This is a genomic window from Thauera sp. WB-2 (genome assembly GCF_027594845.1).
Classification (GTDB): domain Bacteria; phylum Pseudomonadota; class Gammaproteobacteria; order Burkholderiales; family Rhodocyclaceae; genus Thauera; species Thauera mechernichensis.
On the sequence record NZ_CP088935.1, the window covers coordinates 1,283,987 to 1,309,777 of the forward strand.

Below are 25,791 nucleotides of genomic sequence, written 5' to 3' on the forward strand. Positions count from 1 at the left end.
GTCCTGTATATTTTCCATAGAAAGTTTTTATGATCTATGGTGGTTGTTGATGTGATACAAAAATGACAATAAAAAGTGTTTTCAGGAGTCGTTTTGTGGATTCTTTCAGATCGTCCGCTGCAGCGCCGAGAGCCTGCCCTCGGACCGGCTTCGATATGGTGGGTGGGGCGTGGCGCGAGTGATCGGCGGCGGTGCTGCGATGGCTTCGAAACGGGGGCTCGGCGTTGCCGAAGAGGTGCCTGAAGGGCGTCATCTGCCTGTACGCAAGCCACTGAATCCGCTAGACTTCCGCCCCCAAAATGCACGCTCTCCCGCCACTATCGTGTCCTCTCCCTCGCAGCAGATCCTCGACGATTTCCGTCGCAAAGACCGTGTGCATGCGGGCTCGCTCATCATCTCGGTGTTCGGCGATGCCGTGGTGCCGCGGGGAGGGCGCATCTGGCTGGGGAGCCTCATCCGCTTGCTCCAGCCTCTGGGTCTCAATGAGCGTCTCGTGCGGACGGCGGTGTTTCGTCTGGTGCGTGACGAGTGGCTGGCGAGTGCGCCTGCAGGGCGGCGGACCGACTACCTGCTCACGCCGTCGGCAGAGCAGCGCATGGATGAGGCGTCGCGGCTCATCTACGCAGCTGCGATGCCGCAATGGGACCGGCGTTGGCGGCTGATCGTCACTGTCGGCGAGTTTTCGTCCCGGGACCGTGATCGCCTGCGCAAGGCCTTGACGTGGCACGGCTTCGGGGCACTCAACAACGACTGCTTCGTGCATCCAAGCGTTGACTTGATCGCAACCTTTGACGCGCTCGTGGCCGAGGGCCTGGGCAGCCTGCTCGATCGGCTGAAGCCGCTGATCGCGGCGGACGCTGCGCTGGGCGCGGCGGCGACGGATGCGGCGATGGTGCATTCGGCCTGGGACCTGGCGCACCTTGCTGACTTGTATCGGGACTTCGTGGCGCGCTATCGGCCCGTGCTGGGGCAATTGCGCGAGGGCAGCTTCGAGACGAGCGATGAGACAGCCCTGCTGCTGCGCGTGCTGCTGATCCACGACTACCGTCGTCTGCTCCTGCGCGATCCGGTGCTGCCCGACGTCCTGCTGCCGTCCGACTGGCCGGGTCAGAAGGCCCGGCTGCTTTGCCGAGAGCTTTACCGCAGGCTTCTGAGCGCGTCGGAACGCCACCTCGATGCCTGCTTCCAGCTTGCCGACGGTTCGGTGCCCGAGGCGTCGCCGCGCCTGCATGAGCGTTTCCGGGACCCGGACCTGCTTTCCCTGCCGACCTGATGCAGTGCTTGCGCGGGGCTCAGCCCTCGCGCTTGCGGGTTTCGACGAGCGGGATCACGTCCGGCATCTCGATGCGCTTGCGGCCAGGTTCGACCGCGGCCAGCGGTGTCGTTTCGCATAGCGTTGCCAGGCAGCGCCGGGTCAGGTCCTGGTAGGTCGCGGTGCCCTGGCTCTTCCAGCGGATCTCGTCTTCACTGAGCGGGCGGACGACCTTTGCCGGCACGCCGGCGACGAGCACGCGTGCCGGGATCTCCGCACCCGCCTTGACGAAGGCCGAGGCGGCGACGATGGCTTCCTCGCCGATCACCACGTTGTCCATGATCACCGCGTTCATTCCGATCAGCGCATTGCGCCCGATGCGGCAGCCGTGCAGTACGGCGCCGTGACCGATGTGGCCGTCCTCTTCAACCACCGTGTCGGTGCCCGGGAAACCGTGCATGACGCAGGTGTCCTGCAGGTTTGCACCGCGTTCCAGGATGAGGCGGCCGAAGTCGCCGCGCAGGCTGGCACAGGGGCCGACATAGCAGCCCGGGCCGATGATCACGTCGCCGATAAGGATCGCCGAGGGGTGAACGTAGGCGGTCGGGTCGACCACGGGCACGATGCCATCGATTGCATAGACTTTGAGTTCCGGCTTGATCACGCGCGCGCTCCTGAGGTTTGTGTTACATATAAATAAACGATTTCTCCAATAAGGAACAGTCCCGATGGGCAGCGCGAACGAAGAACTTGACGGCAAGCATGGGGTTCAGTCGCTCGAGGTGGGCATGAGCATTCTGCGCGCGATGGCGACGGGAAGGCGTTCGATGATGCTCAAGGAGATCGCCGAGGCAGCTGGCATGCCGCCGTCGAAGGCGCACCGCTATCTGGTCAGCCTCATCCGCAGCGGGCTGGTCGAGCAGGACCGGCTGACCTCGCGCTACGACCTGGGACCCTTTGCGCTCAACCTCGGCCTGGTGGCCCTCGATCGCATTGATCGCATCCGTCTGGGTCTGCTCGCGATCACTGATCTGCGTGACGAAACCAACGAGACCGTCGCCCTCACAGTGTGGAGCGATGCCGGTCCGGTGGTGGTGCGCTGGGAGCGTCCGCGCCGACCGATCACGGTGAACGTTGTCACCGGTACGCACCTGAGTCTGCTGCGCTCGGCGGGTGGGCGCGTGTTTGCGGCCTGGCTCCCCGAGCGCCAGACCGAAGCCCTGCTGCGTCGTGAACTGGAGACGGGCAGGGCGCCCGCGGGGGTTGCGAACCTTGAGGACGCGCGGGCGCTGCTGGCGCAGGTGCGCGAGTCCGGTGTCGTCGTCCTCAGTGGCGACTATTTTGCGCGCGGCGTCGAAGCTGCTGCGGCGCCGGTTTTCAACTTCAAGAACGAGATCACCATGGCGATCGCGCTCGTCGGTGTCGAAGGGTCGATGGATCTCTCCATGGATGGCGAGACGATTGCGGCGCTGCGTCGTACCGCGGCAGCGCTCTCGCGACGGCTTGGCGCCACGTTGGACTCGCTTGCGATGGACGCCGACATTCAATAGAGCGGCACGGCGCGGGCTTGGCACGACCGCGGCGAAGGTCGCGGATGAGAGTGCGGATGAGGCAGGAGGAGGCTCGATGGTGAGCGTCCTCCTGCCTTTTTCGTTGTTGGGGCTGAGGGGCGCAGGCAGGGTGTTCATGCGATACAAAATAATGTCTTGACGCGCTGTTTTGTATCATTTCTAATAAGAGAAACGTTTTCTGTAATGCAGAATTTGGTCCGGGCAGATGCCTCGGCCAGGTTCTCGGCAAGGTCCAGAAGCACAAGGCGCCGAAGTCCGGGGCGGCGCCGTGAGACAGGCCCGTCACGGGTACCCGGCTGTTTGCATCAATATCGGAGGAGAAACCATGAAACTGCGTCACACCCTGCTGGCAGCAATCAGCCTCGCCTTTGCCGCCTCCGCCGCCCACGCCGAAATCAAGGTCGGTGTCGTCGTCTCGGCCACCGGTCCTGCGGCGTCGCTGGGCATCCCGGAGCGCAACACCGTGGCGCTGCTGCCGACCACCATCGGTGGCGAGCCGGTGCGCTACATCGTGCTCGACGACGCTTCGGACACCACCACGGCGGTCAAGAACGCGCGCAAGCTGGTTGCCGAGGACAAGGTCGATGTGCTGATCGGTTCGACGACCAGCCCGGCCTCGCTGGCGATGATCGATGTCGCGGCCGAGACCAGTACGCCGATGATCTCCCTTGCCGCTTCGGCGCGCATCGTGTCGCCGATGGACGACAAGAAGCGCTGGATTTTCAAGACGCCGCAGAACGACCAGCAGATGGCTTCGGCGATCGTCGAGCACATGACCGCCAACAACGTGAAGCGGGTGTCCTTCATCGGCTTTGCCAACGCCTACGGCGAAGGCTGGTTCGAGCAGTTCAAGAAGCAGGCCGAGGAGAAGGGGATCGAGCTCGTTGCCAACGAGCGCTTCAACCCGGCCGACACCTCGGTGACCGGCCAGGCACTCAAGCTCATGGCCGCCAAGCCGGATGCCGTCTTCATCGCCGGTTCGGGTACGCCGTCCGCGCTGCCGCAGAAGACGCTGCGCGAGCGTGGCTACAAGGGGCCGATCTACCAGACGCACGGCGTGGCCAACAACGACTTCCTGCGTATCTGCGGCAAGGACTGCGAAGGCACGCTGCTGCCGGTCGGTCCGGTGCAGATGGCACGCAGCCTCGACGACAGCCACCCGGTCAAGGCGAGCGCGCTGGCCTATGTGGAGAAGTACGAGGCGGTGCATGGCGAGGGTTCGGTGTCGAGCTTTGGTGCCTACGCCTGGGATGCGGGCGTGCTGCTCGAAGCGGCCGCTCCGGTTGCGCTGCAGGTGGCCAAGCCCGGGTCGGCCGAGTTCCGCAGCGCCTTGCGCGACGCGCTCGAGGGCGTGAAGGAGGTGGCGGGTGCGACCGGCATCTACACCATGAGCGCGGATGACCACCTTGGTCTGGACGAGCGCTCGCGCGTGATGATCGAGATCCGCAACGGCACCTGGTCGCTGCTCAAGTAAGTCCTGAGGCGCGGAGCGCTTGCGCTCCGCGCCTGCCCGTGTCGCGCGGCCGGCACGGTGTTTTCAACTCGACTGGCGTTTTATGGCGGCCAGCGGACATGGGGTACATCCATGGATATGTCAATTGCACTGATCCTGGGCCAGGACGGCATCACCAACGGCGCGATCTACGCGCTGCTGGCGCTGGCTCTGGTACTGGTGTTTGCGGTCACACGGGTGATCTTCATCCAGCAGGGCGAGTTCGTGGCCTACGGCGCGCTGACACTGGCGATGATGCAGTCGGGTGCGACCCCTGCGACGGTTTGGCTGCTGGTGGCGATGGGGGGGCTGGTGACGGCGTTCGACGGCCTCAAAGCCCTCAAGGCCGGCCAGATGCAGCGTGCGGGCATGGTGGCGGGCTGGAACCTGGCCTATCCGTTGGCGCTGGTGGCTGTGTTGTCCGCGCTGCCGGTCAATGAACTGCCGCTGGTGCTGCAGGTTGTGCTCACGCTGGCGATCGTGGTGCCGATGGGACCGATGATGTACCGCCTGATGTACCAGCCGATCGCCTCTGCGCCGGTGCTGATCCTGCTGATCGTGTCCGTGGCCCTGCATATCGCGATGGTGGGCCTGGGGCTGCTGTTCTTCGGTGCCGAGGGGCACAGGACGCCGGCCTTCAGCGAGCTCAGCTTCGATCTCGGCCCGCTGATGGTGACGGGGCAGACGATCTGGGTGCTGGTGGTGTCGGTGCTGCTGATCGTGGCGCTCTACCAGTTCTTCGAACGCACGCTGTACGGCAAGGCCTTGCGCGCAACCGCGATCAACCGCGTCGGGGCGCAGTTGATGGGGATCTCGCCCGCGCTTGCCGGCAAGCTCACCTTCTTCCTGGCCGCTTTCATTGGCGCGCTCTCGGGCGTGCTGATCGCCCCGATCACCACCATCTATTACGACACCGGATTCCTGATCGGGCTCAAGGGCTTCGTTGCCGCCATCATCGGCGGCCTGGCCAGCTACCCGATCGCCGCGCTGGGCGCCATTGCAGTCGGGTTGCTCGAAGCCTTCGCTTCATTCTGGGCCAGCGCGTACAAGGAAGTCATCGTGTTTACGCTGATCATCCCCGTGCTGCTGTGGCGTTCGCTGACCAGCCACCACGTGGAGGAGGAAGAATGAGAACCGACCGTCTGGTGCTGGGGGCCTTCCTTGCCCTGCTGTTGATGGTGCCGGCGATCCTTTCGCCGTACTACGTGACGCTGCTCAACTACATCGGCCTGTATGCGATGGTCGCCCTCGGCCTGGTGCTGCTCACCGGCGTGGGCGGGCTCACGAGCTTTGGCCAGGCGGCCTTCGTCGGCCTGGGGGCCTACACCACCGCTGCGCTGACCACGGCGACGGACCTGCCGGCCTGGCTGGCCTGGGTGGGGGCTTCGCCCTGGCTCACGCTTGTGGCGGGCTTGCTCATTACCGCTGCAGTGGCGGTCCTGCTGGGTTCGCTCACGCTCAAGCTGTCGGGCCATTTCCTGCCCTTGGGTACGATCGCCTGGGGCATCAGCCTGTACTTCCTGTTCGGCACCATGCAAAGCCTGGGCGGGCACACCGGCATCACCGGCATTCCGCCCATCGAGTTGTTCGGCTGGACGCTCGATGGCGGCGGCGAGATCTTCTACCTGATCTGGGCCTTCCTGCTGCTGGGCATGCTCACCACCCACAACCTGCTCGACTCGCGCGAAGGGCGCGCGATCCGCGCCTTGAAAGGCGGCAGGGTGATGGCAGAGGCGATGGGTGTCGACACCGGCCGTGCGCGCATGATCATCTTCGTGATCGCCGCGCTGCTGGCCTGTGCCTCGGGCTGGCTGTATGCGCACATGCAGCGCTTCGTGAACCCGACTCCGTTCGGTGTGCATATCGGCATCGAGTATCTCTTCATGGCGGTGGTCGGCGGTGCTGGCTATGTGTGGGGGGCGATCGTCGGCGCAGGCGTCATCACCGTGCTCAAACAGTGGCTGCAGGATTGGCTGCCGAGCCTGTTGGGCGCGAGCGGCAACTTCGAGATGATCGTATTCGGCATCCTGATGGTGCTGGTGCTGCACCGCGCCCGCGAGGGCCTGTGGCCGATCCTCAAGAAGCTTGTGCCGATGCGTACCATCCACAAGACGATCGATGCCCAGGCCGAGCCTCTGCCGCGGCGTACGCTGCCCGCGCCCGGGACGCTGATCCTCGAGGCCAAGGACGTCACGCGCAGGTTCGGCGGTCTGGTAGCGAACAACAACATGAGCCTCGAGGTCAAGGCCGGCGAGATCCTCGCCTTGATCGGCCCCAACGGTGCGGGCAAGAGCACGATGTTCAACCAGATCTCGGGTGTCGATACGCCGACCTCGGGCGAGGTGCTGTTCCTGGGCAAGCCGGTGGCCGGTCGTGACTCGCGTGAGATCGCCCGCATGGGCATGAGCCGCACGTTCCAGCATGTGAAGCTGCTGCCCACCATGAGCGTGCTCGAGAACGTGGCCATCGGCGCACACCTGCGCAGCCACAAGGGCGTGCTCAGCTCGGCCTGGCGCCTGGACCGCGCCGAAGAGGCGCGCATCCTCAAGGAGGCCGCGCACCAGATCGAGCGTGTGGGTCTCAAGGACCATATGTTCGACGAGGCCGGCAGTCTTGCGCTTGGCCAGCAGCGCATCCTTGAGATCGCACGTGCCCTGTGTGCCGACCCCTGCCTGCTGCTGCTCGACGAGCCCGCGGCCGGCCTGCGCTACAAGGAAAAGCAGGCGCTCGCCGAACTCCTGAAGAGGCTGCGCTCGGAAGGCATGGCCACGCTGATCGTCGAGCACGACATGGATTTCGTGATGAACCTGGTCGATCGCGTGGTGGTGATGGAGTTCGGCCAGAAGATCGCCGAAGGCCTGCCGGAAGAGGTGCAGCAGAACCCGGCGGTGCTTGAAGCCTATCTGGGCGGCGTGGAGTGAGCGAGGAGAACGCGATGACACAACAAACCCAAGCCAGCGCGCCCTCGAACGCGAGTGCGAAGAACCCGGTGCTCGAGGTCAAGGAGCTGTGTGTGTCCTACGGCAAGGTGGAGGCGCTGACCAACGCCAGCATCACCGTCGGCGAGGGCCAGATCGTCACCGTGATCGGCCCCAACGGGGCGGGCAAGACGACGATGCTGTCGGCGATCATGGGTGTGCTCGGTTCCAGAGGCCAGGTCGCCTTCGACGGCAGCCTGGAGGTGGTACCCGAGGTCGAGCGCATGGTTGCGCGCGGCATGACCCTGGTGCCGGAGAAGCGCGAGCTTTTCGGCGAGATGAGTGTCGAGGACAACCTGGTGCTTGGCGCCTTCCAGCGCTACCGCATGGGCAAGCGCGACCACGCGCAGACGCTCGAGGAGGTCTATGCGCTGTTCCCGCGTCTGAAGGAGCGCCGCGATCAGCACGCCGGCACGATGTCGGGTGGCGAGCGCCAGATGCTGGCGGTGGGCCGCGCGCTGATGGCCAAGCCCAAGCTGCTGATGCTCGACGAGCCGAGCCTCGGGCTTGCGCCGCTGATCGTGCGCGAGATCTTCCGCATCATCAGCGAGCTGCGCCGGCGCGGCGTGTCGATCCTGCTTGTCGAGCAGAACGCGCGCGCCGCGCTGCAGGTGGCCGACTACGCCTATGTGCTCGAGACCGGCCAGATCGCCATGCAGGGCCCGGCGCACGAACTCGCGGACGACCCGCGCGTGATCGAGGCCTATCTCGGCTTTGGTGGCAAGCACCAGGCGATGCTGTCGACCTGAGCTCGCCCGCGAAGCCGGACCCCAAACGTTAAAGGACATTCCCATGGACGCGATGCGCATCCTGATGGACGAACACCAGTCGCTGGCGGCGATCATCCACGCCATCCGCCACATGATCGGCGAGATCGGTGCGGGCCGCCTGCAGCCCGACCACAAGTTGCTCGAGGCGATGGTGCACTACCTCGATGCCTACCCCGAAAGGCGCCACCACCCGAAGGAAGACGAGTTCCTCTTCGGGCCGCTGCGCGCACTCACGCATGATGCCGATGCCGCGCTCGACCGTCTCGAAGCCGAGCACGCTCAAGCCGAGGCGCGCATCGCCGTGCTGGACGCTGCGGTCAAGGGCTACGCGCAGGACCCCACGGGCGGATTCGAGGCTTTCAAGCGTGCTTTCGAGGACTATGCGGCCTTCTACCGCAGCCACATGATCACCGAGGAGCGTGAGGTGCTGCCGCTGATCCGCAAGTACTTCACCGCCGAGGACTGGGACAGGGCCAATGCCGGCTTCATTGCCGATGATCCCTTGAGCGGCGCGCGCGCGGGCGCCAGGGCAGGCGAGGAGGACTTTGCGCAGATCTTCTCCCGGCTGGTCGCTGCCGCACCGGCGCCGATCGGGCTTGGTGCGGGGCCGTACAAGGCCGATTAGCGCGCTGCACCGCCCTTTCGGCGGCGAGGGCCGCGCTGCGGCGGAGGATCCGGGCTAGAATTCCGGCATCAATTCCATTTGGCCGGGCAGCCCGCGCGCACGCCCGGCTTCAGCAGCGGTGAATGTGTGAGCGCCGAAAACAACAACGCCAGCCCCGGATCTACTTCTTCCTCTCCCACCGTGCCGCGGGTCGATGACGCCACGGCTCAGTTCGTCGCCTGGGTGCGCGGCGCGGCGCCTTATATCCACGCCTTTCGCGGCCGTACCTTCGTCGTCGGATTCGGTGGCGAGGTGGCAGCCGGTGAGCGCGCACAAAGCCTCGCCTACGACTGCAACCTTCTCGCGGCGCTCGGCATCCGCCTCGTGCTGGTGCATGGCGCGCGTCCCCAGATCGACGCCGAGCTTGCTCGTCGCGGCCTGGAGTCGCGCTTCCACCACGGTTTGCGCGTCACCGATGCAGAGGCGCTCGAGTGCGTCAAGTCGGCCATGGCGGTGACCCGCTTCGAGGTCGAGGCGCTGCTCTCCCAGGGCTTGCCCAATACCCCGATGGCCGGCAGCTATATGCGCGTGACCGGTGGCAATTTCATCACCGCGCGGCCAGTCGGGGTGATGGAAGGCGTCGATTACCAGTACACCGGCGCCGTGCGCAAGATCATCGCCGACGAGATCAACGCCGACCTCGACCAGCAGAACGTTGTGCTCATCACGCCGCTCGGCGTGTCGCCGGCCGGCGAGATCTTCAATCTGGCCATGGAAGAAGTGGCCGAGGCGGTGGCGGTCGCACTCAAGGCCGAGAAGCTCATTTACCTGTGCGACGCCCCTGGCTTGCTTGACGAAGCAGGCCTGCTCATCGAGTCGGTCACCGCGGACGAGGCCCAGCGCAAGCTCGACACTGGCGAAGGCCTGACCGAGGACCTGCACTTCTTCCTGCCGAGTGCGATTCGTGCAGTGCGCAAGGGTGTTGCTCGCTGCCACCTCATCGATCGCGACCTCGACGGCGGCCTGCTGCTCGAGTTCTTCACCCATGCCGGCGTCGGTACGGTGGTGTCGCGCGACCCGCTGTTCCGCCTGCGTGAGGCCTCGGTGGACGACGTGGCGGCGCTGGTGTCGTTGATATCGCCGATGGAGGCCGACGGCACCCTGGTCAGGCGCGGGCGTGAACTGCTGGAACAAGAGATCGAACGCTTCACCGTGGTCGAACACGATGGTGTTCTGGTCGGCTGCGCAGCGCTTTATCCGTTCAGCGAGGAAAACGCCGCCGAACTCGCCTGCCTGGCGGTCATGCCCGAGTATCGCCGAGCCGGGCTTGGCGACCAGCTGCTGCGGCGCATCGAGCGGCGGGCGCGCCTGCAGCGCCTGGAGCGCCTGTTCGTGCTCACCACGCGCACCGCACACTGGTTCCGCGAGCGCGGCTTCAGCGAGATCGGCCCGGAGGCGCTGCCGCGCCAGAAGCGCGAGCTCTACAACCTTCAGCGGCGCTCGAAGGTGTTCGTCAAGACCTTATGATCTGGGGGCGCAAGCTGGACCGGGACGATGAGCTCGCCAGCCTGCGCGAGCTGGCCGAGGGCGTTCACGGCGTCGAAGCCTTGTTCGACGAGGCGCTGCGTCTGACCTGGATCAGTCCCTCGATTGGCCGGCTCACCGCGCAGGCGCCTGCCGACTGCATTGCGGCCGGGGACTTCTTTGCGTTCCTGCTCCACGAGTCGGATCGCGATTTCTGTCGGCGTATGGCCAGGCAGGTGCTCGACACCGGCTTGCCGCAGGATTTCGAGTTGCGTCTGGTGGCGCGCGATGGGCGGGTGGTGTGGGTCGCCATGCACTGGCGGCGTCGGGCTGGCGGCCTGCGCCTGTCGGCCGAGGATATCCAGGCGCGCAAGGAGGCCGAGTACGCATTGCTCGAGACGGTGGCCGAGTTGCGCCGCGCTCAGGCCCTGCGTGAGCACTACCTGTTGCGCAGCAACGACGAGCGCCAGCGTTTGTCGGCCCTCTTGAATCTGATCCGCTTGGGGATCCTGTTCATCGATCATGACCGTCGCGTGCTTTACCACAACCGCGCCATGCTCGAAATCTGGGCCTATCCGCCCGCTACGGAGCTGGTCGGCAGCAGGGAGGCCGTGCTCAAGCGCCAGGCCGCGCACGTGCTGGCAGATCCTGAAGCGTACTTCGGTCATATCGATGCGGTGGTGGGTGGCCGGGAATCCGCAAGCGAGGAGCACGAGTTCGTATTCGCTGATGGTCGTGTGGTGACCGATCGCTCGGCCGTCGTGCAGGGGGGGGAGCAGGGGCGAGGTATCGGCCGGGTGTGGATCTACGAGGACGTGAGCGAGGCACGCCGGACCTCGCGGCAGTTGGTGGAGCTGGCGGTGCGCGACGAACTGACCGGGCTCTACAATCGCCGCCGTTTCCACGAGGAGCTCGAGCGCTTGCTCGCGGACGCCGAGCGGCGACATTCGGCAGTGGGCCTGCTCGCTTTCGATCTCGATGGCTTCAAGCCCATCAACGACTCATTCGGGCACCAGGCGGGAGACGAGGTGCTCGTTGGACTTGCACGGGCGCTCGGGCGCATCGTGCGCAGGAACGAACTGCTTTTCCGTATCGGTGGCGACGAATTTGCCCTGCTTGTGCCCGATGCGAGCATTGATGAGTTGCTCGAGCTTTCGCACCGTTTGCTCGAGACGGTCGCGGCGTCGCGATTCTGCTTCGAGGGTGATGAAGTGGGTGTTACCGCGAGCGTGGGCATTGCGCGCTTCCCGGCAAATGCCCGACGTGGTGACGCGCTCGTGGCGGCGGCCGACGAGGCGCTCTACCGCTCCAAGAGCGAGGGGCGCAACCGCGCGACGGTGTCGGGACGGATGGGCGCCTAGGGTTTGCGCCGAATCGGCTAGAATCGGGGCTTCGTGTATCAATGAACCCGACAGCAGAGAGGATTGAAAGATGGCTCGCATGGTCAACTGCGTGAAGCTCGGTCGTGAGGCCGAAGGTCTGGACCTTCCGCCGGTTCCGGGCGCGCTCGGCAAGCGCATCTTCGAGAGCGTTTCGAAAGAGGCATGGCAGCAGTGGGTCAAGTACCAGACCATGCTGATCAACGAGAACCGCCTCAACCTGATGGATGCGCGCGCGCGCAAGTACCTCGCCGAACAGATGGAGAAGCACTTCTTCGAAGGTGGCGCGGATCAGGTCTCAGGCTACGTACCGCCCAGCAACTGAACCCGGGCGATCGGCAAGAAAAACGGGGATGCCTGCGCATCCCCGTTTTTCTTTTACCGCGGCTTCGATTCGTGCGGCCGCTCAGTGCTTTCCGCCGAGCACGGCTTGCGTGTTTTCGAAGCGGACGTCTTCGCCGCTCACCATATAGACGACGTGCTCGGCGACGTTCATCGCGTGATCACCGATGCGCTCGATCGACTTGGCGATGAACAGCGTCTCCAGGCTGCTGGTGATGGTGCGCGGATCTTCCATCATGTAGGTGATGAGCTGGCGCATCGTGCCCTTGAACTGGGTGTCGACCTCGGCGTCCTTGAGCTTGATCTCCTGAGCGTGGCTGGCGTCTGCGCGGGCGAAGCCGTCGAGCGCGGTACGCAGCATCTCGAGCACGAGTTGAGCGGACTGGCTCAGGCCCACGCGCGGCGTGAAAGGTACGTCGGCCGAATGCAGGCGGCGGGCTGCCTTCGCGATCTTCTTGGCTTCGTCTCCGATGCGCTCGAGGTCGGCCACGGCCTTGATTGCCGACAGTACGAAGCGCAGGTCGGTGGCGGCAGGTTGGCGCCGGGCGATGAGCCGGCTGCATTCGTCATCGAGCTGGATCTGTGCCAGGTTGACTTCCTTGTCTCCCGCTGTAACCGCATCCAGCAGGGCCAGGTCGCCACTTGCCAGGCCTTCCAGCGCGCGTGCGACCTGGGTTTCGACCAGACCGCCCATCTGCAGTACGCCGCGGCGGATTTCTTCGAGTTCGACGTCGAACTGCTTGAGAGTGTGTTGAGTCATTGTTGCCATGGTCCAGTCGGAAGAAATGGAAGGCTAGCAGGCATTTGTTAAGCTTTTGTTTCATCCTGCTCTTGCCGTCCTGATTTGCTCCGCCCTATCGAACGTAGCGCTCGACGCCGCCGGCGGTTGCCAGCAGCAGGATGTCGGCGCCGCGCTCGGCGAACAGGCCGTTGGTGACGACGCCGACGATCTGGTTGATGCGCGCTTCCATCTCGATCGGGGCATCGATCGACAGTCCGTGGACGTCGAGGATCAGGTTGCCGTTATCGGTCACGAAGCCCTCGCGCATGCGAGGCTCGCCGCCCAGGCGCCGCAGCGCACGGGCGACATGGCTGCTCGCCATCGGGATCACCTCGACCGGTAGCGGGAAGCGGCCAAGCACGTCGACGCGCTTGCTGGCGTCGCAGATGCACACGAAGCGCTCGGCAACCGCGGCGACGATCTTCTCGCGTGTCAGGGCGCCGCCGCCGCCCTTGATCATGGCGAAGCCTGCGTCGATCTCGTCGGCGCCATCGACGTATACAGGGAGGGTGTCGATGCTGTTCAGATCGAACACGTCGATGCCGTGCGCGCGCAGGCGGGCCGAACTCGCCTCGGAGCTCGATACGGCGCCGCGGATGCGTTCACGCATGCCGGCCAGGGCGTCGATGAAGTGGTTGACCGTCGAGCCGGTGCCGACGCCGACGATGGTGCCCTCGGTGATGTAGTCCAGCGCGGCATGGGCGGCGGCTTTCTTGAGTTCGTCCTGGGTCATGGCTTGGAGTCCGGGAGGATGGCTGCTCAGAGCAGGCCGTGGAAGGGTTGAACGTAAACGGTGTCGCCCGGTTGCACCGACAGGCAGTCGTCGGGAAGGACGACGAAGCAGTCGGCCTCCGACATCGAGCTGAGCACGCCCGAGCCCTGAGCGCCGGCGAGGGCGACCGAGCATGCTGCGCCGTCGCGCTGCAGGCGTCCGCGCAGGTACTCGGTACGTCCTGGCTGCTTGCGCAGGGTGAAGGCCGCCTGGACGGCAAAGCGCTGGGCGGGTGGCAGTGGGGTGACGCCCATGAGCTTGAGCAACGCGTCCTGGACGAACTGAAAGTAGGTGACCATGACGGCGACCGGGTTGCCCGGGAGTCCGAACAGCACTGCATTGCGGATGCGGCCGAAGGCCATCGGCCGTCCAGGCTTGATCGCCAGCTTCCAGAACGCGACCTCGCCCATGCGCGCCATCATCTCGCGGATGAAGTCCGCCTCTCCCACCGAGACGCCGCCGCTGGTGATGATCACGTCGGCCGCTTCCGACGCGTCGCGAAAGGCCGCCTCCAGCGCATCGGGCCGGTCGGGGATGACCCCCATGTCAATCAAGTCGCAGCCCAGCCGGGACAGTGCGCCGAAGAGGGTGTAGCGGTTGCTGTCATAGACCTCGCCAGGGCAGAGCGGCCGGCCGATCGAGGCGATCTCGTCGCCGGTGGAGAAAAATGCCACGCGCAGTGGCCGGTATACATCCACTTCGGCAATGCCCAGGGAGGCGATCAGGCCGAGTTCCGCCGGGCCGCAGCGCCGGCCCGCGGCAAGGGCGACCCCGCCTTCGGCGAGATCCTCGCCTGCGCGGCGAAGGTTCTGGCCCTTCTTCTGGCCTGCAGGCACGAAGACCCGGTCGTCGCTGCGGCGCACGACCTCCTGCACGACGATGGTGTCCGCGCCTTGCGGGATCGAAGCGCCCGTCATGATGCGCACTGCCTGGCCCGCGCCGACGATGCCCGAGAACGGCCGTCCGGCGTAGGCCGTGCCGACCACGGCGAGCGCGGTGTCGGTGCCCGCATCGAGATCTGCCGCACGGATCGCGTACCCGTCCATCGCCGAGTTGTCATGCGAAGGGACGTTGTAAGGGGCGATGACGTCGGTACGCAGTACGCGGCCAAGCGCCGCTCGCACAGCCACTTTTTCCCAGCCGCACAGCGGAGAGAGTGAGTCCAGTATGGCTGCGCGTGCCGTATCGACCGACAGAAAGCTGCGTGCGGGATCGGCGCTTGTGCTGGAGGAATTCATGGCTGTCGTGGTCCTGAGTGAGGGCCGGCCTTCGGCGTCAAGGGTCTGGTGTGCGGCAGGTCGCCAGCGTGATCGTGGGCGGGGCGCCACCGTCGCCTCTGCATGCGGACGCGAAAGCGGGGCGGTACGGCGATCTCAGGCGGCGCAATCCGGGCGCGGAGGCTCACCGGAGCGGCGCCGCACGCGCGCGGAGCCAGCAGCGCAGGGCTCACCTGGGACGGCTGGAGCGGACCGACGAATCGGCGCCGAGGGGCTGGAAACCAGCCGGAAGGGAGGGCTGCGGCGCTCAAGGAGGGCAGGGCTGCGGCCCGCCGCGGCAACCAGGGCGGGTGGGCCGCCCCCGTTGCCGCGGACTGCAGTTGCTTAGCGCAGGCCGGCAGCGTAGTCCGAAACGGCCTTGATTTCCGCATCGGTCATCTTGAGCGCAATCATGCGCATCATGCTGTTCGGGTCGTTGTGGCGAACGCCGTCGCGGAAGGACTTCATCTGCGCTTCGGTGTACTCGGCGAACTGCCCGGACAGGCGCGGGTACTGTGCAGGCATGCCGGCGCCGGCGGGGCCGTGACAGGCTGCGCACGCAGGCACGCCCTTGTCGGCGATGCCGGCACGCCAGATGGCACGGCCGCGCTCGATGGTGTCGAGGTTCTTGGCCGGCTCGGGCTGCAGCTCGAAGGAGGCGTAGTAGCGTGCCAGCGCCCGCATGTCGTCTTCCTCGAGGCCGGCGACCATGGCCGACATGACTGCGTTTTCACGCGCCGGGGTGTTGCCGTTCCAGCCCTTGAATTCGCGCAGTTGCTTGAAGAGGTAGTCTTCATGCTGCCCGGCGATCTTCGGGTTGGCCGAGAGCTGGCTGTTGCCATCGGCGCCGTGACAGGCCGCGCAGAGCGTCTCGGCGGTCTGTTTCGCCTTGGCGAGGTCCGGAGCCTGGTCCTGAGCCTGGAGGCTGCCGGCGACCAGCAACAACGACGAGAGCAGCAGGGAACGCTTGATCATGATGTCCTCGGAAAGCCGTGAGTGATTATTTCAAACGCGGTATTCTATAACACGAAACCCCGCTTGCGCGATGCGAAGTGGGGTTTATCCCGCAGCCAACCGGCTTTTCCGGCCGATTCTTCATGCCAATTTTCCGCAACGCACAATTCGAGATCTCGATCGCCAAGCCATCCGGCCTGCCTCCGCCCTCCGGGCCGGAGGTTGCCTTCGCGGGGCGTTCCAATGCCGGCAAGTCGAGCGCGATCAATACGCTCGCCGGACACGTCCGCCTGGCTTACGTGTCGAAGACGCCTGGGCGTACCCAGCTCATCAACTTCTTTCGTCTGAACAATGGCGCGCTGCTCGTCGACCTGCCGGGCTACGGTTACGCGGCCGTCCCGGAGAAGGTCAGGCGTGACTGGCAAGGCCTGATCGAGACCTACCTGAAGAAGCGCGAGAGCCTCATCGGCCTGGTGCTCATCATGGACTCGCGCCACCCGCTCACGCCGCTCGATCGCCAGATGATCAACTGGTTCGCTGGCACCGGGCGACCGATGCATGTCCTGCTGACCAAGAGCGACAAGCTGTCGCGTGGCGCGGCTGCGGCCACCTTGCAGGATGTGCGAGCGCAGCTGCGTCCGCTCGGTCCGCTCGTTACCGTGCAACTCTTTTCGAGCTTGAAGAAGAGCGGCGTGGAGGAGGCGGAGAGGGTGATCGGTGGCTGGCTCAACGGGGAGGCTGCGCCCCCCGATGAAGCTGGAGAGGAAACAAAAGCCCCCGACCAGGGGACTTAGTCGGGGGCCAAAAATGCCTCACGGGGCGTGAGGCACCCGCTCAGGGAGGTGAAGCGGGAGATGGCCGGCAAGCGGCCGGGCGCCATCTGCTTGCTAAGATGCATGACTTCCGCCGGAAGTTCCGCGGCCACTGCCCGGGCAGCCTTTGAGAATTTGCGAAAACAGCGAGAACACACTATGCGACCGACTGGAGCATTCCCCTCGATCCGCATGCGCCGCATGCGTCGTGACGATTTTTCGCGGCGATTGATGCGCGAGCATGTGCTGACTGCGGACGACCTCATCTACCCGGTTTTCGTCCTCGATGGCAGCGCGCGCAGCGAGGCCGTGCCGTCCATGCCTGGCGTGGAGCGGGTGTCGATCGACCGCCTGCTGAAGGTGGCCGAGGAGGCGGTGGCGCTGGGTGTGCCGGCGTTGGCGCTGTTTCCAGTCATCGATGCCGCAGGCAAGACCGAGGGGGCTGAGGAGGCGTGGAATCCCGATGGTCTTGTGCCGCGCACCGTCCAGGCCCTCAAGGCGCGTTTTCCCGAGCTTGGTGTGATCACCGACGTCGCGCTCGATCCCTACACCAGCCACGGCCAGGATGGTCTGATCGATCCTGCAGACCCGCGCGGCTATGTCATGAACGACGAGACGCTCGAGGCGCTGGCGAAGCAGGCGCTGTGCCATGCACAGGCGGGCGCGGACGTGGTGGCACCCTCCGACATGATGGATGGGCGGGTCGGGCGCATCCGTGCCGAGCTCGATGCGGGCGGGCACATCCACACGCGCATCCTCGCCTACTCGGCCAAGTATGCCTCGAGCTTCTACGGCCCTTTCCGTGATGCCGTCGGTTCCGCGGGCAACCTGGGCAAGGGCAACAAGTACACCTACCAGATGGATCCGGCCAACAGCGACGAGGCGATCCGTGAGGTTGCGCTCGACATCGCAGAGGGGGCGGACATGTTCATGGTGAAGCCGGGCATGCCCTATCTCGATATCGTGCGGCGGGTCAAGCAGGAGCTCGAGGTGCCGACCTACGTTTATCAGGTCAGCGGCGAGTATGCGATGCTCAAGGCGGCTGCGGCCAATGGCTGGCTCGACGAGAAGGCGTGCGCACTCGAGGCGCTGCTTGCCTTCAAGCGCGCGGGCGCGGATGGCATCCTCACTTACTACGCGCTCGACGCCGCGCGCTGGATGAAAGCCGGCGCGTGAGTGGGTGGATGGAGATGGAGGAGGTCGCAAACGGCGTGACGCTGCGACCGATGCGGCAGGCTGACCTTGACGCGGTGCTGGCAATTCAGCGCCTCGCCTACGGCGACGATTACCAGGAGGGCGCCGAGGTGTTCGCCCGCAAGCTCGCACTCGCGCCCGCTGCGTGCTGGTTTGCCGAGCATGGGGATAAGGCACTCGGCTATGTCTTTGCTCACCCCTGGTCGTCGGGTGTTCCTCGCCTGCATTCGCCGATCGAGCGCCTGCCGGACGTCCTCGAGCAGGGCTTCCTGCACGATCTCGCGGTGTCGCCCGCAGCGCGCGGGCTGGGCCTTGGACGGGCCTTGTTCGGCAAGGTGCAGGCCTGGTCTCGGGCGAGCAATCTGCAGGCTCTCGGCTTGGTCGCGCTCGCCGATGCGATCGATTTCTGGCGCGGGCTTGGTTTTGCTGCCGATGGCGCTGAGTTGCCCTGTGGGTACGGTGCAGGGGCGCTCTACATGCGTCGCTCCGCGGTCTGATCGCCTCAGGCAAGCAGGGCGCCGAGGCGTCGGCGCAGGTCTAGGATCGAGGCCAGCTTCAGATCCACATATCCCGGCGTGCGCAGACCTCGGCCAACCAGCACCGTGCGCATGCCCAGGCGCTTGGCCGTGCGCAGATTTACCGCCGAGTCTTCGAGCATGATGCAGTGCGCCGGGTTGAGACGGTGCGAACTCAGCAGGCTGCGATAGGCGCGAATGCCGGGTTTGGGGTGGAAGTCCAGGTCCTCGATGCCGATCACTGTCTCGAACAGATCGGACACGCCCATGATGTCGAGGACGGCGTTGGCATAATGGCGGGGTGCGTTGGAGAACACGAAGCGCCGACCGGGCAGTTTGCGCAGCATGCCGCGCAGGGCGCGATCGAATACCATCATTTCGTGCAGGCGGTCGAAGCGGTGAGTTTCGTGCAGGAAATGGTGTGGATCGGTGCCGTGGTGGCGCATCAGGCCGAGCAGCGTGGCGCCGTAGCGGTGCCAGTAGTGTGTGCGCAAGGCGTTGGCCTCGCCGCGGGCCAGCCCGAGGTGCTGCTCGAGATAGTCCGTCATGCTGCGGTTGATGTGCGGGAAGATGTGCGGGCTGGCGTTGTGCAGGGTGTTGTCGAGGTCGAATAGCCAGATCGGGGTGCGGGGCATCTTGTTCGGCTTCCGTGTCGGGGTCAGCGTCCGCCGTGGCGAGGCTGGAACCGCACGATGCTGCGGCCATCGTCGGTGGTCTTCGCTGCCGTTTTCCAGGCATGGCCCTGGATGATCTCGAAGGTTGCGGGCAGTCGGCCGTCCTTGCGCAGGCGCTCGTATGCGGCGCGCGCGGCTTGCCAGCCGCTGCGCCCGGACAGGCCGCGCGGGCGGTTCGTCGCCGCGTTGCGTGCGCCGCAGGCACGCAGGTCGGCGAACAGGGTGTCGAGATCGGTGTAGGTGAGGGTCAGCACTTCCATGTCCATCACCGGGTCGGAGAAACCGGCTTGCACAAGGGCGTCGCCGAGGTCGTGCATGTCGATGAAGCGGTGCACGCGTTCGCCGTGGGTGGTCGGCAGGGTCGCACGCAGTTCGCGCAGCGTGTCGGGGCCGAGGGTGGAGAACATCAGCAGTCCGCCCACCTCGAGGCTGCGGTGAGCCTCCTTGAATACCGGCAAAGGGTCGATCAGCGCCGGCAGCATGAGGTTGGACCAGATCAGGCCCAGGCTCGCTCGCGCCAGCGGCAGCGCTGCAGCGTCGGCCACCAGGTGCGGCAGTGGGGTTGCGGGATGCCTGCCGAAGAGGCGGTCGAGCAGGCCGCGACCACCCGTGTTCGCGCGCGCGCGCGCGCTGGCCCGGGCCAGCATGGCGGGGGAAAAGTCGGCGGCCAGTACACTTGCCTCGGGGAAGCGTGCGCTGAGGCGGGCGAGGTCTGCGCCGGTGCCGCAGCCGAGGTCGAGGATGCGCCGCGGCGCGATGCGTATGTAGTCGAGACGCTCGTCCATTCGCCGTGAGACTTCGCGGGCAAGGACGTCGGCGCCGTCGACCGTGCCCGCTGCACGCTCGCAGCGGCGGCGCAGTAGTGCGCGGTCGAGCGCGAACACCGGGGCGGTATCGGTGCTCATCGCTGCGGGTTGCGGTCTGGCGGCTTCGACACCGTTGTCATGAGCGGCATTCCGGGCTGTAATTGCGAGGTGCGCATGTTCTTTCATCGGAAGAAAACTTGTCAAACTCCGCGCTTGATCTGCTCGCCCTGTGGCAACGCGTCGCCGACGTCCTTGCGCCGCAGGATTGCTTCGTCTGTGGAGCGAATGCGGGTGGCCAGGCGGTGTGCGAGCACTGCGTTGCAGAGTTGCCGCGGCGTCCGGCAACGGCGTGTCCGCGTTGCGCCTTGCCGGGCCTGGCGGGTGCCGAGTGCGCAGCCTGTCAGCGTACGCCTCCCGCGTTCGATGCGACACGGGCCCTGTACGATTTCGCATTCCCTGTCGATGCGATGGTGCATGCGCTCAAGTATCGGCATCAACTCGCGCTGGCATCGTTCTTTGCCGATGCGCTCATCGCGCTTGCGCGCGATTTCGGCGGCGATGCGGACCTGGTATTGCCGATGCCATTGCATCCGCTGCGCCTGGCCGAGCGTGGGTTCAACCAGGCAGTCGAGATCGCACGCCCCTATGCGAGAGCAAGGGGCTTGCCGCTCGCGCTCGCCCTTGTCGCCAAGGTGCGCAACGCCGAGCCGCAGGCCGGCCTGGACCGCGCGGCACGCTTGCGCAATCCGCGCGGCGCTTTCGGCTGCGACACCGCACTCAATGGCAAGCGGGTCATCGTGGTGGATGACGTGATGACTACGGGCGCTACCCTCGACGAACTTGCACGCTGTCTCAAGTTGTGCGGTGCTGCCTGGGTCGGCAACCTGGTGGTCGCGCGTACCCCCGCCCCTTACTGAACAGGCCGTGCTGCGGTACAGTGCGCGCCCGATATCCTCTCCGTTTTCGCGTTCGCCCCGATGTTCGAGATCGTCCTCTACCAGCCCGAGATTCCGCCCAATACCGGCAATGTGATCCGCCTCGCGGCCAACAGCGGCTGCCGCCTGCATCTGGTCGAACCGCTTGGTTTCGACCTTACGGACAAGCAGTTGGTCCGGGCCGGGCTCGACTACCACGACCTCACCTGCGTGAGCGTACACCACGATTGGGCGCATTGCCTGGAGGCGCTTGCTGGTCGCCGGATGTTCGCCCTTACTACGCGCGGAACGCTACGTCATGACAAGGTGGCTTGGCTGCCCGGCGATGTTCTCGTCTTCGGTCCCGAAAGCAGGGGCTTGCCCGACGCCGTTCTGGATACGTTCGCGCCGGAGCAGCGCATTCGCATCCCGATGCGCCCGACCAATCGCAGCGTGAATCTTTCGAACTCGGTCGCGATCGTGACCTATGAGGCCTGGCGCCAGCACGATTTTGCCGGGGCGCTTGCGGTTTAGCGCCCAAAGGCTGCGGATCGACGTCGCATGCTACGGCGCCGAGCCGATGCGGCCCGTAGCACTGCGCGGTCCATGCGGGTTACTCGTCGCGGGGGTCGCGGGCGAGCAGCAGCTCAACCGCCTTGCGAGCATTGAGGCCGTGGTGGAGCAGGGCGTCGATCGCCTCGCAGATCGGCATCTCGATGGCGTGGCGATGGGCGAGCCCCACCACTTCGCGCGCCGTCGATACCCCTTCGGCAACATGACCAAGTTCGCGCAGGATGTCGTCCAGCGTCTTTCCGGCAGCCAGGGCGAGGCCGACACGCCGGTTGCGTGAAAGGTCGCCGGTGCAGGTCAGGATCAGGTCGCCCATGCCGGCAAGGCCCATCAGCGTTTCCGCGCGACCGCCCAGCGCCTGGGCGAGGCGGGCGATTTCGGCCAGTCCGCGCGTAATGAGCGCGGCACGGGCATTGAGGCCGAAGCCCATGCCGTCGGAGACCCCCGCAGCAATTGCCATCACATTCTTGACCGCGCCGCCGATTTCGCAGCCGACGAGGTCGGTGTTGGCGTACAGGCGCAGGCGCGGTTGATGCAGCGCTCCGATCCAGTGGCGGGCAAAGGCGGGGTCGTGGGCAGCCAGGGTGATGGCGGCAGGCAGTCCGCGTGCGACCTCTGCGGCGAAGCTCGGGCCAGTCAGAACCCCGCACGGCGCATCCGTACCGAGCTCTTCGGCCACGATCTCGTGCGGGAGCAGGCCGGTACCCGCCTCGAAGCCTTTGCAGGCCCATATCAGCGGGGTCGCCGGCTGCAGGCGGTGGAGCTGGCGTGCGGTGTCACGCAGCCCGGACAGCGGGGTCACGACGAGATGAAGGTCGGCGCGGTGTGCCGCCGTTTCAAAATCGGGTTCGATGGCCAAGGCGTCGTGTAGCCGAACGCCCGCCAGGTATCGCAGGTTTTCGCGGCGATCCGCCATCTCGCCGAGATGTACGCGGTCGCGGCCCCACAGGCAGACGTCGTGGCTGGCGCTGAAAGCCTGGGCGAGCGCGGTGCCCCAGGCGCCCGCGCCGAAAACGGTAATGCGGCAGCGCTTCACAGGCCCCACACCTCTCTCACGCGCACGTAGCCCTCGACGCCGTCGCGATGGCGCACGCGCGCCCAGCCCACCGCTGCCGGTTCGACGAGATCGAGCACGACGTTTCGCGTGGCTTCGAAGCTCACGGCTGCATCCTCGCGAGCTTCCCGGCGGATGCTTGCGCGTTCGACGGACACCATCACGGTGCGTCGCGGCACGAGCACATGGCCTTCAATCCAGCTCAGGCTGCCTTCAGGGTCGCGCACCCGTACCCAGCCGTCCTGAGTGACGATGATCTCGAGCGGTGTGCCTGCACGCAGCACGAACAGCTGTCGCCCTTGCGGCGAGGGTGCGTCGCGGACGACTGCCTCCTCGCCGAGCGAGCGGAACTCGATCGCCTGGGCGCTCGCCATGGCCGGGGCCGCGCTCGCGACAAGCACTGACAGGAACCGTAGCCCGGTCTGCCAGTGTGCGGTCCTGCGATGCCCGGCGTTCATGAGCGTGGTCTCACTGAATGGGGACTTCGGCAGGCGCGCCCTGGCTGGCCTGCTGGCGCTGCGCCTGGTAGAGCGCCTCGAAGTTGACCGGCGACAGCAGCACGGGCTGGAAGCCGGCGCGGGTGACGGCGTCGGAAACCGCTTCGCGGGCATACGGGAAGAGAATGTTCGGGCAGCCGATCATCATCACCGGCTCGAGATCGGCTTCGGGCAGATTGCGGATCTGGAAGATGCCGCACTGGGCTACTTCGACGAGGAACAGGGTGCGGTCCTCGCCGATCTTCGCGCTTACGGTGACGGTCAGCGCAACCTCATAGACGCCCTCGTCGACCGCCTGCCCGGAAGTGCGCAGCTGAACGTTGATCTGCGGGCTCTCGCGTTCGAGGAAGATCTGCGGTGCGCCGGGAACCTCGAGCGAGAGGTCCTTTACGTACAGCTTTTCGATGGAGAAGACGGGTTGGGTATTTTCCGACATGGATGAGAGTCCGTTCAGGGTTCGTTCAGTAAAGGGCGGTTGCGCTGGTCCGTGCTTCAGGCAGGCTCGCCACGCAGCAATGCATCGAGCTTGCCTGCGCGGTCGAGTGCGTGGAGGTCGTCGCAGCCACCGACATGGTAGTCGCCAATGAAGATCTGTGGAACCGTTCGCCGCCCGCTTGCCTTCATCATTTCTTCGCGGCGTGCAGGGTCGAGGTCCACGCGGATCTTGTCGAACTCGCCGACGCCCTTGTGCAGAAGAAGCTGCTCTGCCCGGATGCAGTAGGGGCAGGTGGCGGTCGCATACATGCGGACGCGGGGCTGAGTGCTCATTTGCGCTTCTTGCTGACCGGCTGGCCGGCCTTCTGCCATTCCATCATGCCGCCGCGCAGGTTGTAGAGCTTTTCGAAGCCCGCCTGGCGGAGTTGCTTGATCGCTGTGCTGGAGCGGTTGCCGGTGGCGCAGCACAGGATCACAGGATGGCTCTTGTACTTGTCCATCTCTTTGCTGCGGCGCTCGAGCTCGCCGAGCGGGATGTGGCGCGCGTTGGGAATATGGCCCTGGGCATATTCGCCTTGTTCGCGCACATCGATGATCACCGCGTCTTCACGGTTCACAAGGAGCGTCGCCTCGATCGGCGAGAGTTGGCTCTTGTCGCCGCGGTTGCGGATCATGTCGACCATGAGCCAGGTGCCCGAGAGGGCTGCGAGGGCGGTCCAGTACCAGTTCTGCTGCAGAAAATCCACGAAAGGGGGTGCTCCGTCTGTTGGGTTCGGTTGGGGTCAGCTCTTGCCGGGTTCTACGCCGCAGAAGACCTCGCGCATCAGGACGATCAGCTGCAGGGTGCGTTGGTCGCCTACCCGGTAGTAGACCCGGTTGGCGTCCTTGCGCGTCTGCAGCACGCCCTTGTCGCGGAGGATGGCAAGATGCTGGGAGATGTTGCTCTGCGAGGTGCCGACCGCATCGACGATGTCCTGGACGCACTCCTCGCCTTCGCCGAGTACGCACAGGATCTTGAGGCGCAGCGGATGGGCGATCGCCTTCAGGGCGCGAGCAGCGGTTTCGATGTGCTCGTGCTTGTCGATGAGGGCGAATATGTCGTCATTGTTCACGATGAAGTCGGCTCATTGGAAAGCGCTAGTATAAAATAACGTGTTGCCCTGATGCAGGGGTGGCCGCTGTTGGCGACGATTATTGCAGGTGGACGAAGGCGCATTCTGATGTACGTGCATTGCTTCCCGTATCCGGGGAAACCGAACTCTCGTGCCGGGCGTCGAAGCGAACATGCGTGATCGCTCCAGGGCAATGCTGGCGGGACTGGCGCTGGCCTGTATCGGCGCCGTGCTCTCGTCGCCCGCGGCAGCACAGGCTCAGTCGGGGGGCGAGATCGTGGAGCGCCGCTCCGATCTCGAAGACCTCAAGAAGCGTATCCAGGATCTTCAGCAGGACATCGCCCGTACCGAGCAGGTGCGCTCCGGCGCTGCCGAGGCGGTGGTCGAGGCCGAACGCGGCGTGTCGCGCGTCCGCCGGGAGCTTGCCCGCATCGAGGGCGAGCGCCGTGAGGTGGAGAAGATGCTCCGCCTGCTCGAGGCGGAACAGCGTGCCACGGAGCAGCGTATCGAGGCTCGGCGTGGCGAACTCGCGGAGTGGTTGAGGCGTCACTACGTGCATGGCGGTGCCGATGGCGTGGCGCCGCTGCTGTCCGCGCGGGATCCGAACCAGCTTGCGCGTGACGCGCACTATCTCGAACACCTGGGGCGCGCGCGCCTGGGGCTGATCGATGGCCTGCGCACAGACTTGCGCGAGACGGCGGCGCGTGCCGCCGAGATCCAGTCGCGCCGTGACGGCCTGGTGGCGCTCGAGGCTACGCAGCGCAGTCGGCAGGCCGAGCTCGAAGCCGTGCAGGCGCGGCGCAAACAGGCGCTGGCGGAGGTTTCGCGCCAGTTGCAGGACCAGAAGAAGCAGGTCAGCACGCTGCAGCAGGACGAGCAGCGCCTGGCCAAGGTCATCGATACCCTGGTGCGCAGGGCGCGCGAGGCCGCAGCGCGCGAGGCTGCGCGTCGGCTCGCCGAGCAGCGCGAAGCCGAGCGTCGCGCTGCGCAGGCCGCTCTGGCTGCACAGGCGCAGCGCCAGCCTGCAGAGGGTGCCGCATCGCGGCCCACGCGCCGTGCCGAGCCTGCGGTTGGCGAGGTGCGTGCGACGCCGACGCCGACGCCGACCGGCGTGCGTTTCGCACAACTGCGCGGACAGTTGCGCTTCCCGGTGCGGGGCGAACTCGTTGGCCGTTTTGGTGCTCAAAGAGCCGGTAGCGGCACAACCTGGAAGGGTGTATTCATCCGTACAGGCGCGGGTGCCGAAGTGAAGGCCGTTGCTGGCGGGGAGGTGGTGTTCTCCGACTGGCTGCGGGGTTACGGCAACCTCCTCATCATCGATCATGGTGGCGACTATCTCTCGATCTACGGCAACAATGATGCCTTGCTGAAAGAGGTCGGAGATCGCGTGGCCGGTGGCGATACGGTTGCCAGCGTGGGCAGCAGCGGGGGGGGCGAGGATTCGGGTTTATACTTCGAGATCCGCCACCAAGGACAGCCGCTGGACCCGATGCAATGGGTGCGGCTCAACTAGCTTACGGCCACGGGACGCGC

29 protein-coding genes are annotated in these 25,791 nt (G+C 65.8%); 16 read left to right on the top strand and 13 right to left on the bottom strand.

Annotated features, from left to right (window positions below; translation table 11 throughout):
• Positions 1 to 178 precede the first annotated feature (178 nt).
• Positions 179 to 1,273, top strand: a complete 1,095-nt coding sequence (paaX, locus tag LQF09_RS05870) for a phenylacetic acid degradation operon negative regulatory protein PaaX (protein ID WP_232431600.1) — start codon at positions 179 to 181, stop codon at positions 1,271 to 1,273.
• A gap of 19 nt (positions 1,274 to 1,292) precedes the next feature.
• Here the strand turns inward: paaX and paaY are convergent, their stop codons facing one another.
• Positions 1,293 to 1,916: a phenylacetic acid degradation protein PaaY gene (paaY, locus tag LQF09_RS05875; protein WP_002929391.1), complete on the bottom strand. Its 624-nt coding sequence runs from the start codon at positions 1,914 to 1,916 to the stop codon at positions 1,293 to 1,295.
• Between the two features lie 64 nt (positions 1,917 to 1,980).
• Here paaY and LQF09_RS05880 point away from each other — a divergent pair, with 64 nt between their 5' ends.
• The 9 genes from LQF09_RS05880 (at position 1,981) to LQF09_RS05920 (ending at position 11,895) form a co-directional block, all read left to right on the top strand.
• A complete protein-coding gene (locus tag LQF09_RS05880; RefSeq protein WP_002938931.1) occupies positions 1,981 to 2,802 on the top strand; it encodes an IclR family transcriptional regulator in 822 nt (273 codons plus the stop codon).
• Between the two features lie 346 nt (positions 2,803 to 3,148).
• Positions 3,149 to 4,297 (top strand): ABC transporter substrate-binding protein, encoded by a 1,149-nt coding sequence (locus tag LQF09_RS05885; protein ID WP_002938929.1) that lies wholly within the window; start codon positions 3,149 to 3,151, stop codon positions 4,295 to 4,297.
• 111 nt (positions 4,298 to 4,408) lie between these two features.
• Positions 4,409 to 5,446: a branched-chain amino acid ABC transporter permease gene (locus LQF09_RS05890; RefSeq protein WP_002929384.1), complete on the top strand. Its 1,038-nt coding sequence runs from the start codon at positions 4,409 to 4,411 to the stop codon at positions 5,444 to 5,446.
• A complete protein-coding gene (locus LQF09_RS05895; protein ID WP_002938928.1) occupies positions 5,443 to 7,236 on the top strand; it encodes a branched-chain amino acid ABC transporter ATP-binding protein/permease in 1,794 nt (597 codons plus the stop codon). Before LQF09_RS05890 ends, LQF09_RS05895 begins: the two co-directional genes overlap by 4 nt.
• A 14-nt stretch (positions 7,237 to 7,250) precedes the next feature.
• The gene (locus LQF09_RS05900) at positions 7,251 to 8,042 is read left to right on the top strand and encodes an ABC transporter ATP-binding protein (protein WP_002929376.1); all 792 of its coding nucleotides are present in this window, start codon (positions 7,251 to 7,253) and stop codon (positions 8,040 to 8,042) included.
• Between the two features lie 43 nt (positions 8,043 to 8,085).
• Positions 8,086 to 8,688, top strand: coding sequence for a hemerythrin domain-containing protein (locus tag LQF09_RS05905; protein ID WP_002929375.1), 603 nt, complete (start codon positions 8,086 to 8,088; stop codon positions 8,686 to 8,688).
• Positions 8,689 to 8,868: 180 nt separating this feature from the next.
• Positions 8,869 to 10,194 (top strand): amino-acid N-acetyltransferase, encoded by a 1,326-nt coding sequence (gene argA, locus LQF09_RS05910; RefSeq protein ID WP_002929373.1) that lies wholly within the window; start codon positions 8,869 to 8,871, stop codon positions 10,192 to 10,194.
• A complete protein-coding gene (locus LQF09_RS05915; RefSeq protein ID WP_002929371.1) occupies positions 10,191 to 11,552 on the top strand; it encodes a GGDEF domain-containing protein in 1,362 nt (453 codons plus the stop codon). Before argA ends, LQF09_RS05915 begins: the two co-directional genes overlap by 4 nt.
• A gap of 70 nt (positions 11,553 to 11,622) precedes the next feature.
• Entirely contained in the window at positions 11,623 to 11,895 is a 273-nt protein-coding gene (locus LQF09_RS05920; protein WP_002929370.1) for an oxidative damage protection protein, read from the top strand.
• Between the two features lie 81 nt (positions 11,896 to 11,976).
• Here the strand turns inward: LQF09_RS05920 and phoU are convergent, their stop codons facing one another.
• The 4 genes from phoU to LQF09_RS05940 all read right to left on the bottom strand — a co-directional run bounded on the left by phoU (position 11,977) and on the right by LQF09_RS05940 (position 15,696).
• The gene (gene phoU, locus LQF09_RS05925) at positions 11,977 to 12,672 is read right to left on the bottom strand and encodes a phosphate signaling complex protein PhoU (protein WP_002929368.1); all 696 of its coding nucleotides are present in this window, start codon (positions 12,670 to 12,672) and stop codon (positions 11,977 to 11,979) included.
• A 94-nt stretch (positions 12,673 to 12,766) separates the two neighbouring features.
• A complete protein-coding gene (gene rpiA / locus LQF09_RS05930; protein ID WP_002929366.1) occupies positions 12,767 to 13,426 on the bottom strand; it encodes a ribose-5-phosphate isomerase RpiA in 660 nt (219 codons plus the stop codon).
• 26 nt (positions 13,427 to 13,452) lie between these two features.
• Positions 13,453 to 14,703, bottom strand: coding sequence for a molybdopterin molybdotransferase MoeA (moeA, locus tag LQF09_RS05935; protein WP_270069431.1), 1,251 nt, complete (start codon positions 14,701 to 14,703; stop codon positions 13,453 to 13,455).
• A gap of 363 nt (positions 14,704 to 15,066) precedes the next feature.
• Positions 15,067 to 15,696 (bottom strand): c-type cytochrome, encoded by a 630-nt coding sequence (locus tag LQF09_RS05940; protein ID WP_002929361.1) that lies wholly within the window; start codon positions 15,694 to 15,696, stop codon positions 15,067 to 15,069.
• 122 nt (positions 15,697 to 15,818) lie between these two features.
• On the opposite strand from LQF09_RS05940, the gene yihA reads away from it, so the two are divergent.
• The 3 genes from yihA to LQF09_RS05955 all read left to right on the top strand — a co-directional run bounded on the left by yihA (position 15,819) and on the right by LQF09_RS05955 (position 18,178).
• Positions 15,819 to 16,469, top strand: a complete 651-nt coding sequence (yihA, locus tag LQF09_RS05945; protein ID WP_270069432.1) for a ribosome biogenesis GTP-binding protein YihA/YsxC — start codon at positions 15,819 to 15,821, stop codon at positions 16,467 to 16,469.
• A 177-nt stretch (positions 16,470 to 16,646) separates the two neighbouring features.
• A complete protein-coding gene (gene hemB, locus LQF09_RS05950) occupies positions 16,647 to 17,663 on the top strand; it encodes a porphobilinogen synthase (RefSeq protein ID WP_002929357.1) in 1,017 nt (338 codons plus the stop codon).
• Positions 17,664 to 17,671: 8 nt separating this feature from the next.
• Entirely contained in the window at positions 17,672 to 18,178 is a 507-nt protein-coding gene (locus LQF09_RS05955) for a GNAT family N-acetyltransferase (RefSeq protein WP_270069433.1), read from the top strand.
• Positions 18,179 to 18,183: 5 nt separating this feature from the next.
• On the opposite strand, the gene LQF09_RS05960 is transcribed toward LQF09_RS05955, so the two are convergent.
• Both LQF09_RS05960 and LQF09_RS05965 read right to left on the bottom strand, forming a co-directional pair.
• A complete protein-coding gene (locus LQF09_RS05960) occupies positions 18,184 to 18,831 on the bottom strand; it encodes a pyrimidine 5'-nucleotidase (protein WP_270069434.1) in 648 nt (215 codons plus the stop codon).
• 23 nt (positions 18,832 to 18,854) lie between these two features.
• Positions 18,855 to 19,775: a methyltransferase domain-containing protein gene (locus LQF09_RS05965; RefSeq protein WP_270069435.1), complete on the bottom strand. Its 921-nt coding sequence runs from the start codon at positions 19,773 to 19,775 to the stop codon at positions 18,855 to 18,857.
• Positions 19,776 to 19,873: 98 nt separating this feature from the next.
• Between LQF09_RS05965 and LQF09_RS05970 the strand changes: the two genes are divergently transcribed.
• Both LQF09_RS05970 and LQF09_RS05975 read left to right on the top strand, forming a co-directional pair.
• Entirely contained in the window at positions 19,874 to 20,593 is a 720-nt protein-coding gene (locus LQF09_RS05970; RefSeq protein WP_002929340.1) for a ComF family protein, read from the top strand.
• 60 nt (positions 20,594 to 20,653) lie between these two features.
• On the top strand, positions 20,654 to 21,124 hold the full coding sequence (locus LQF09_RS05975) for a tRNA (cytidine(34)-2'-O)-methyltransferase (RefSeq protein WP_270069436.1): 471 nt from the start codon (positions 20,654 to 20,656) through the stop codon (positions 21,122 to 21,124).
• Between the two features lie 79 nt (positions 21,125 to 21,203).
• Here LQF09_RS05975 and LQF09_RS05980 read toward each other — a convergent pair whose 3' ends face one another.
• From LQF09_RS05980 to LQF09_RS06005, 6 genes are read right to left on the bottom strand one after another with little or no spacing between them, the layout of a single operon-like run.
• On the bottom strand, positions 21,204 to 22,196 hold the full coding sequence (locus LQF09_RS05980) for an NAD(P)H-dependent glycerol-3-phosphate dehydrogenase (RefSeq protein WP_270069437.1): 993 nt from the start codon (positions 22,194 to 22,196) through the stop codon (positions 21,204 to 21,206).
• On the bottom strand, positions 22,193 to 22,672 hold the full coding sequence (locus tag LQF09_RS05985; RefSeq protein ID WP_270069438.1) for an SH3 domain-containing protein: 480 nt from the start codon (positions 22,670 to 22,672) through the stop codon (positions 22,193 to 22,195). The genes LQF09_RS05980 and LQF09_RS05985 overlap by 4 nt, the downstream gene beginning before the upstream one ends.
• Before the next feature lie 10 nt (positions 22,673 to 22,682).
• On the bottom strand, positions 22,683 to 23,147 hold the full coding sequence (gene secB, locus LQF09_RS05990; RefSeq protein ID WP_002929331.1) for a protein-export chaperone SecB: 465 nt from the start codon (positions 23,145 to 23,147) through the stop codon (positions 22,683 to 22,685).
• Positions 23,148 to 23,203: 56 nt separating this feature from the next.
• Positions 23,204 to 23,479 (bottom strand): glutaredoxin 3, encoded by a 276-nt coding sequence (gene grxC, locus LQF09_RS05995; RefSeq protein ID WP_232431598.1) that lies wholly within the window; start codon positions 23,477 to 23,479, stop codon positions 23,204 to 23,206.
• Positions 23,476 to 23,892, bottom strand: coding sequence for a rhodanese-like domain-containing protein (locus LQF09_RS06000; RefSeq protein WP_270069439.1), 417 nt, complete (start codon positions 23,890 to 23,892; stop codon positions 23,476 to 23,478). The genes grxC and LQF09_RS06000 overlap by 4 nt, the downstream gene beginning before the upstream one ends.
• Positions 23,893 to 23,928: 36 nt before the next feature.
• Positions 23,929 to 24,258, bottom strand: a complete 330-nt coding sequence (locus LQF09_RS06005; protein WP_002929327.1) for an ArsR/SmtB family transcription factor — start codon at positions 24,256 to 24,258, stop codon at positions 23,929 to 23,931.
• A 172-nt stretch (positions 24,259 to 24,430) separates the two neighbouring features.
• Here LQF09_RS06005 and LQF09_RS06010 point away from each other — a divergent pair, with 172 nt between their 5' ends.
• On the top strand, positions 24,431 to 25,771 hold the full coding sequence (locus LQF09_RS06010) for a murein hydrolase activator EnvC family protein (RefSeq protein ID WP_037982611.1): 1,341 nt from the start codon (positions 24,431 to 24,433) through the stop codon (positions 25,769 to 25,771).
• Positions 25,772 to 25,791 lie beyond the last annotated feature (20 nt).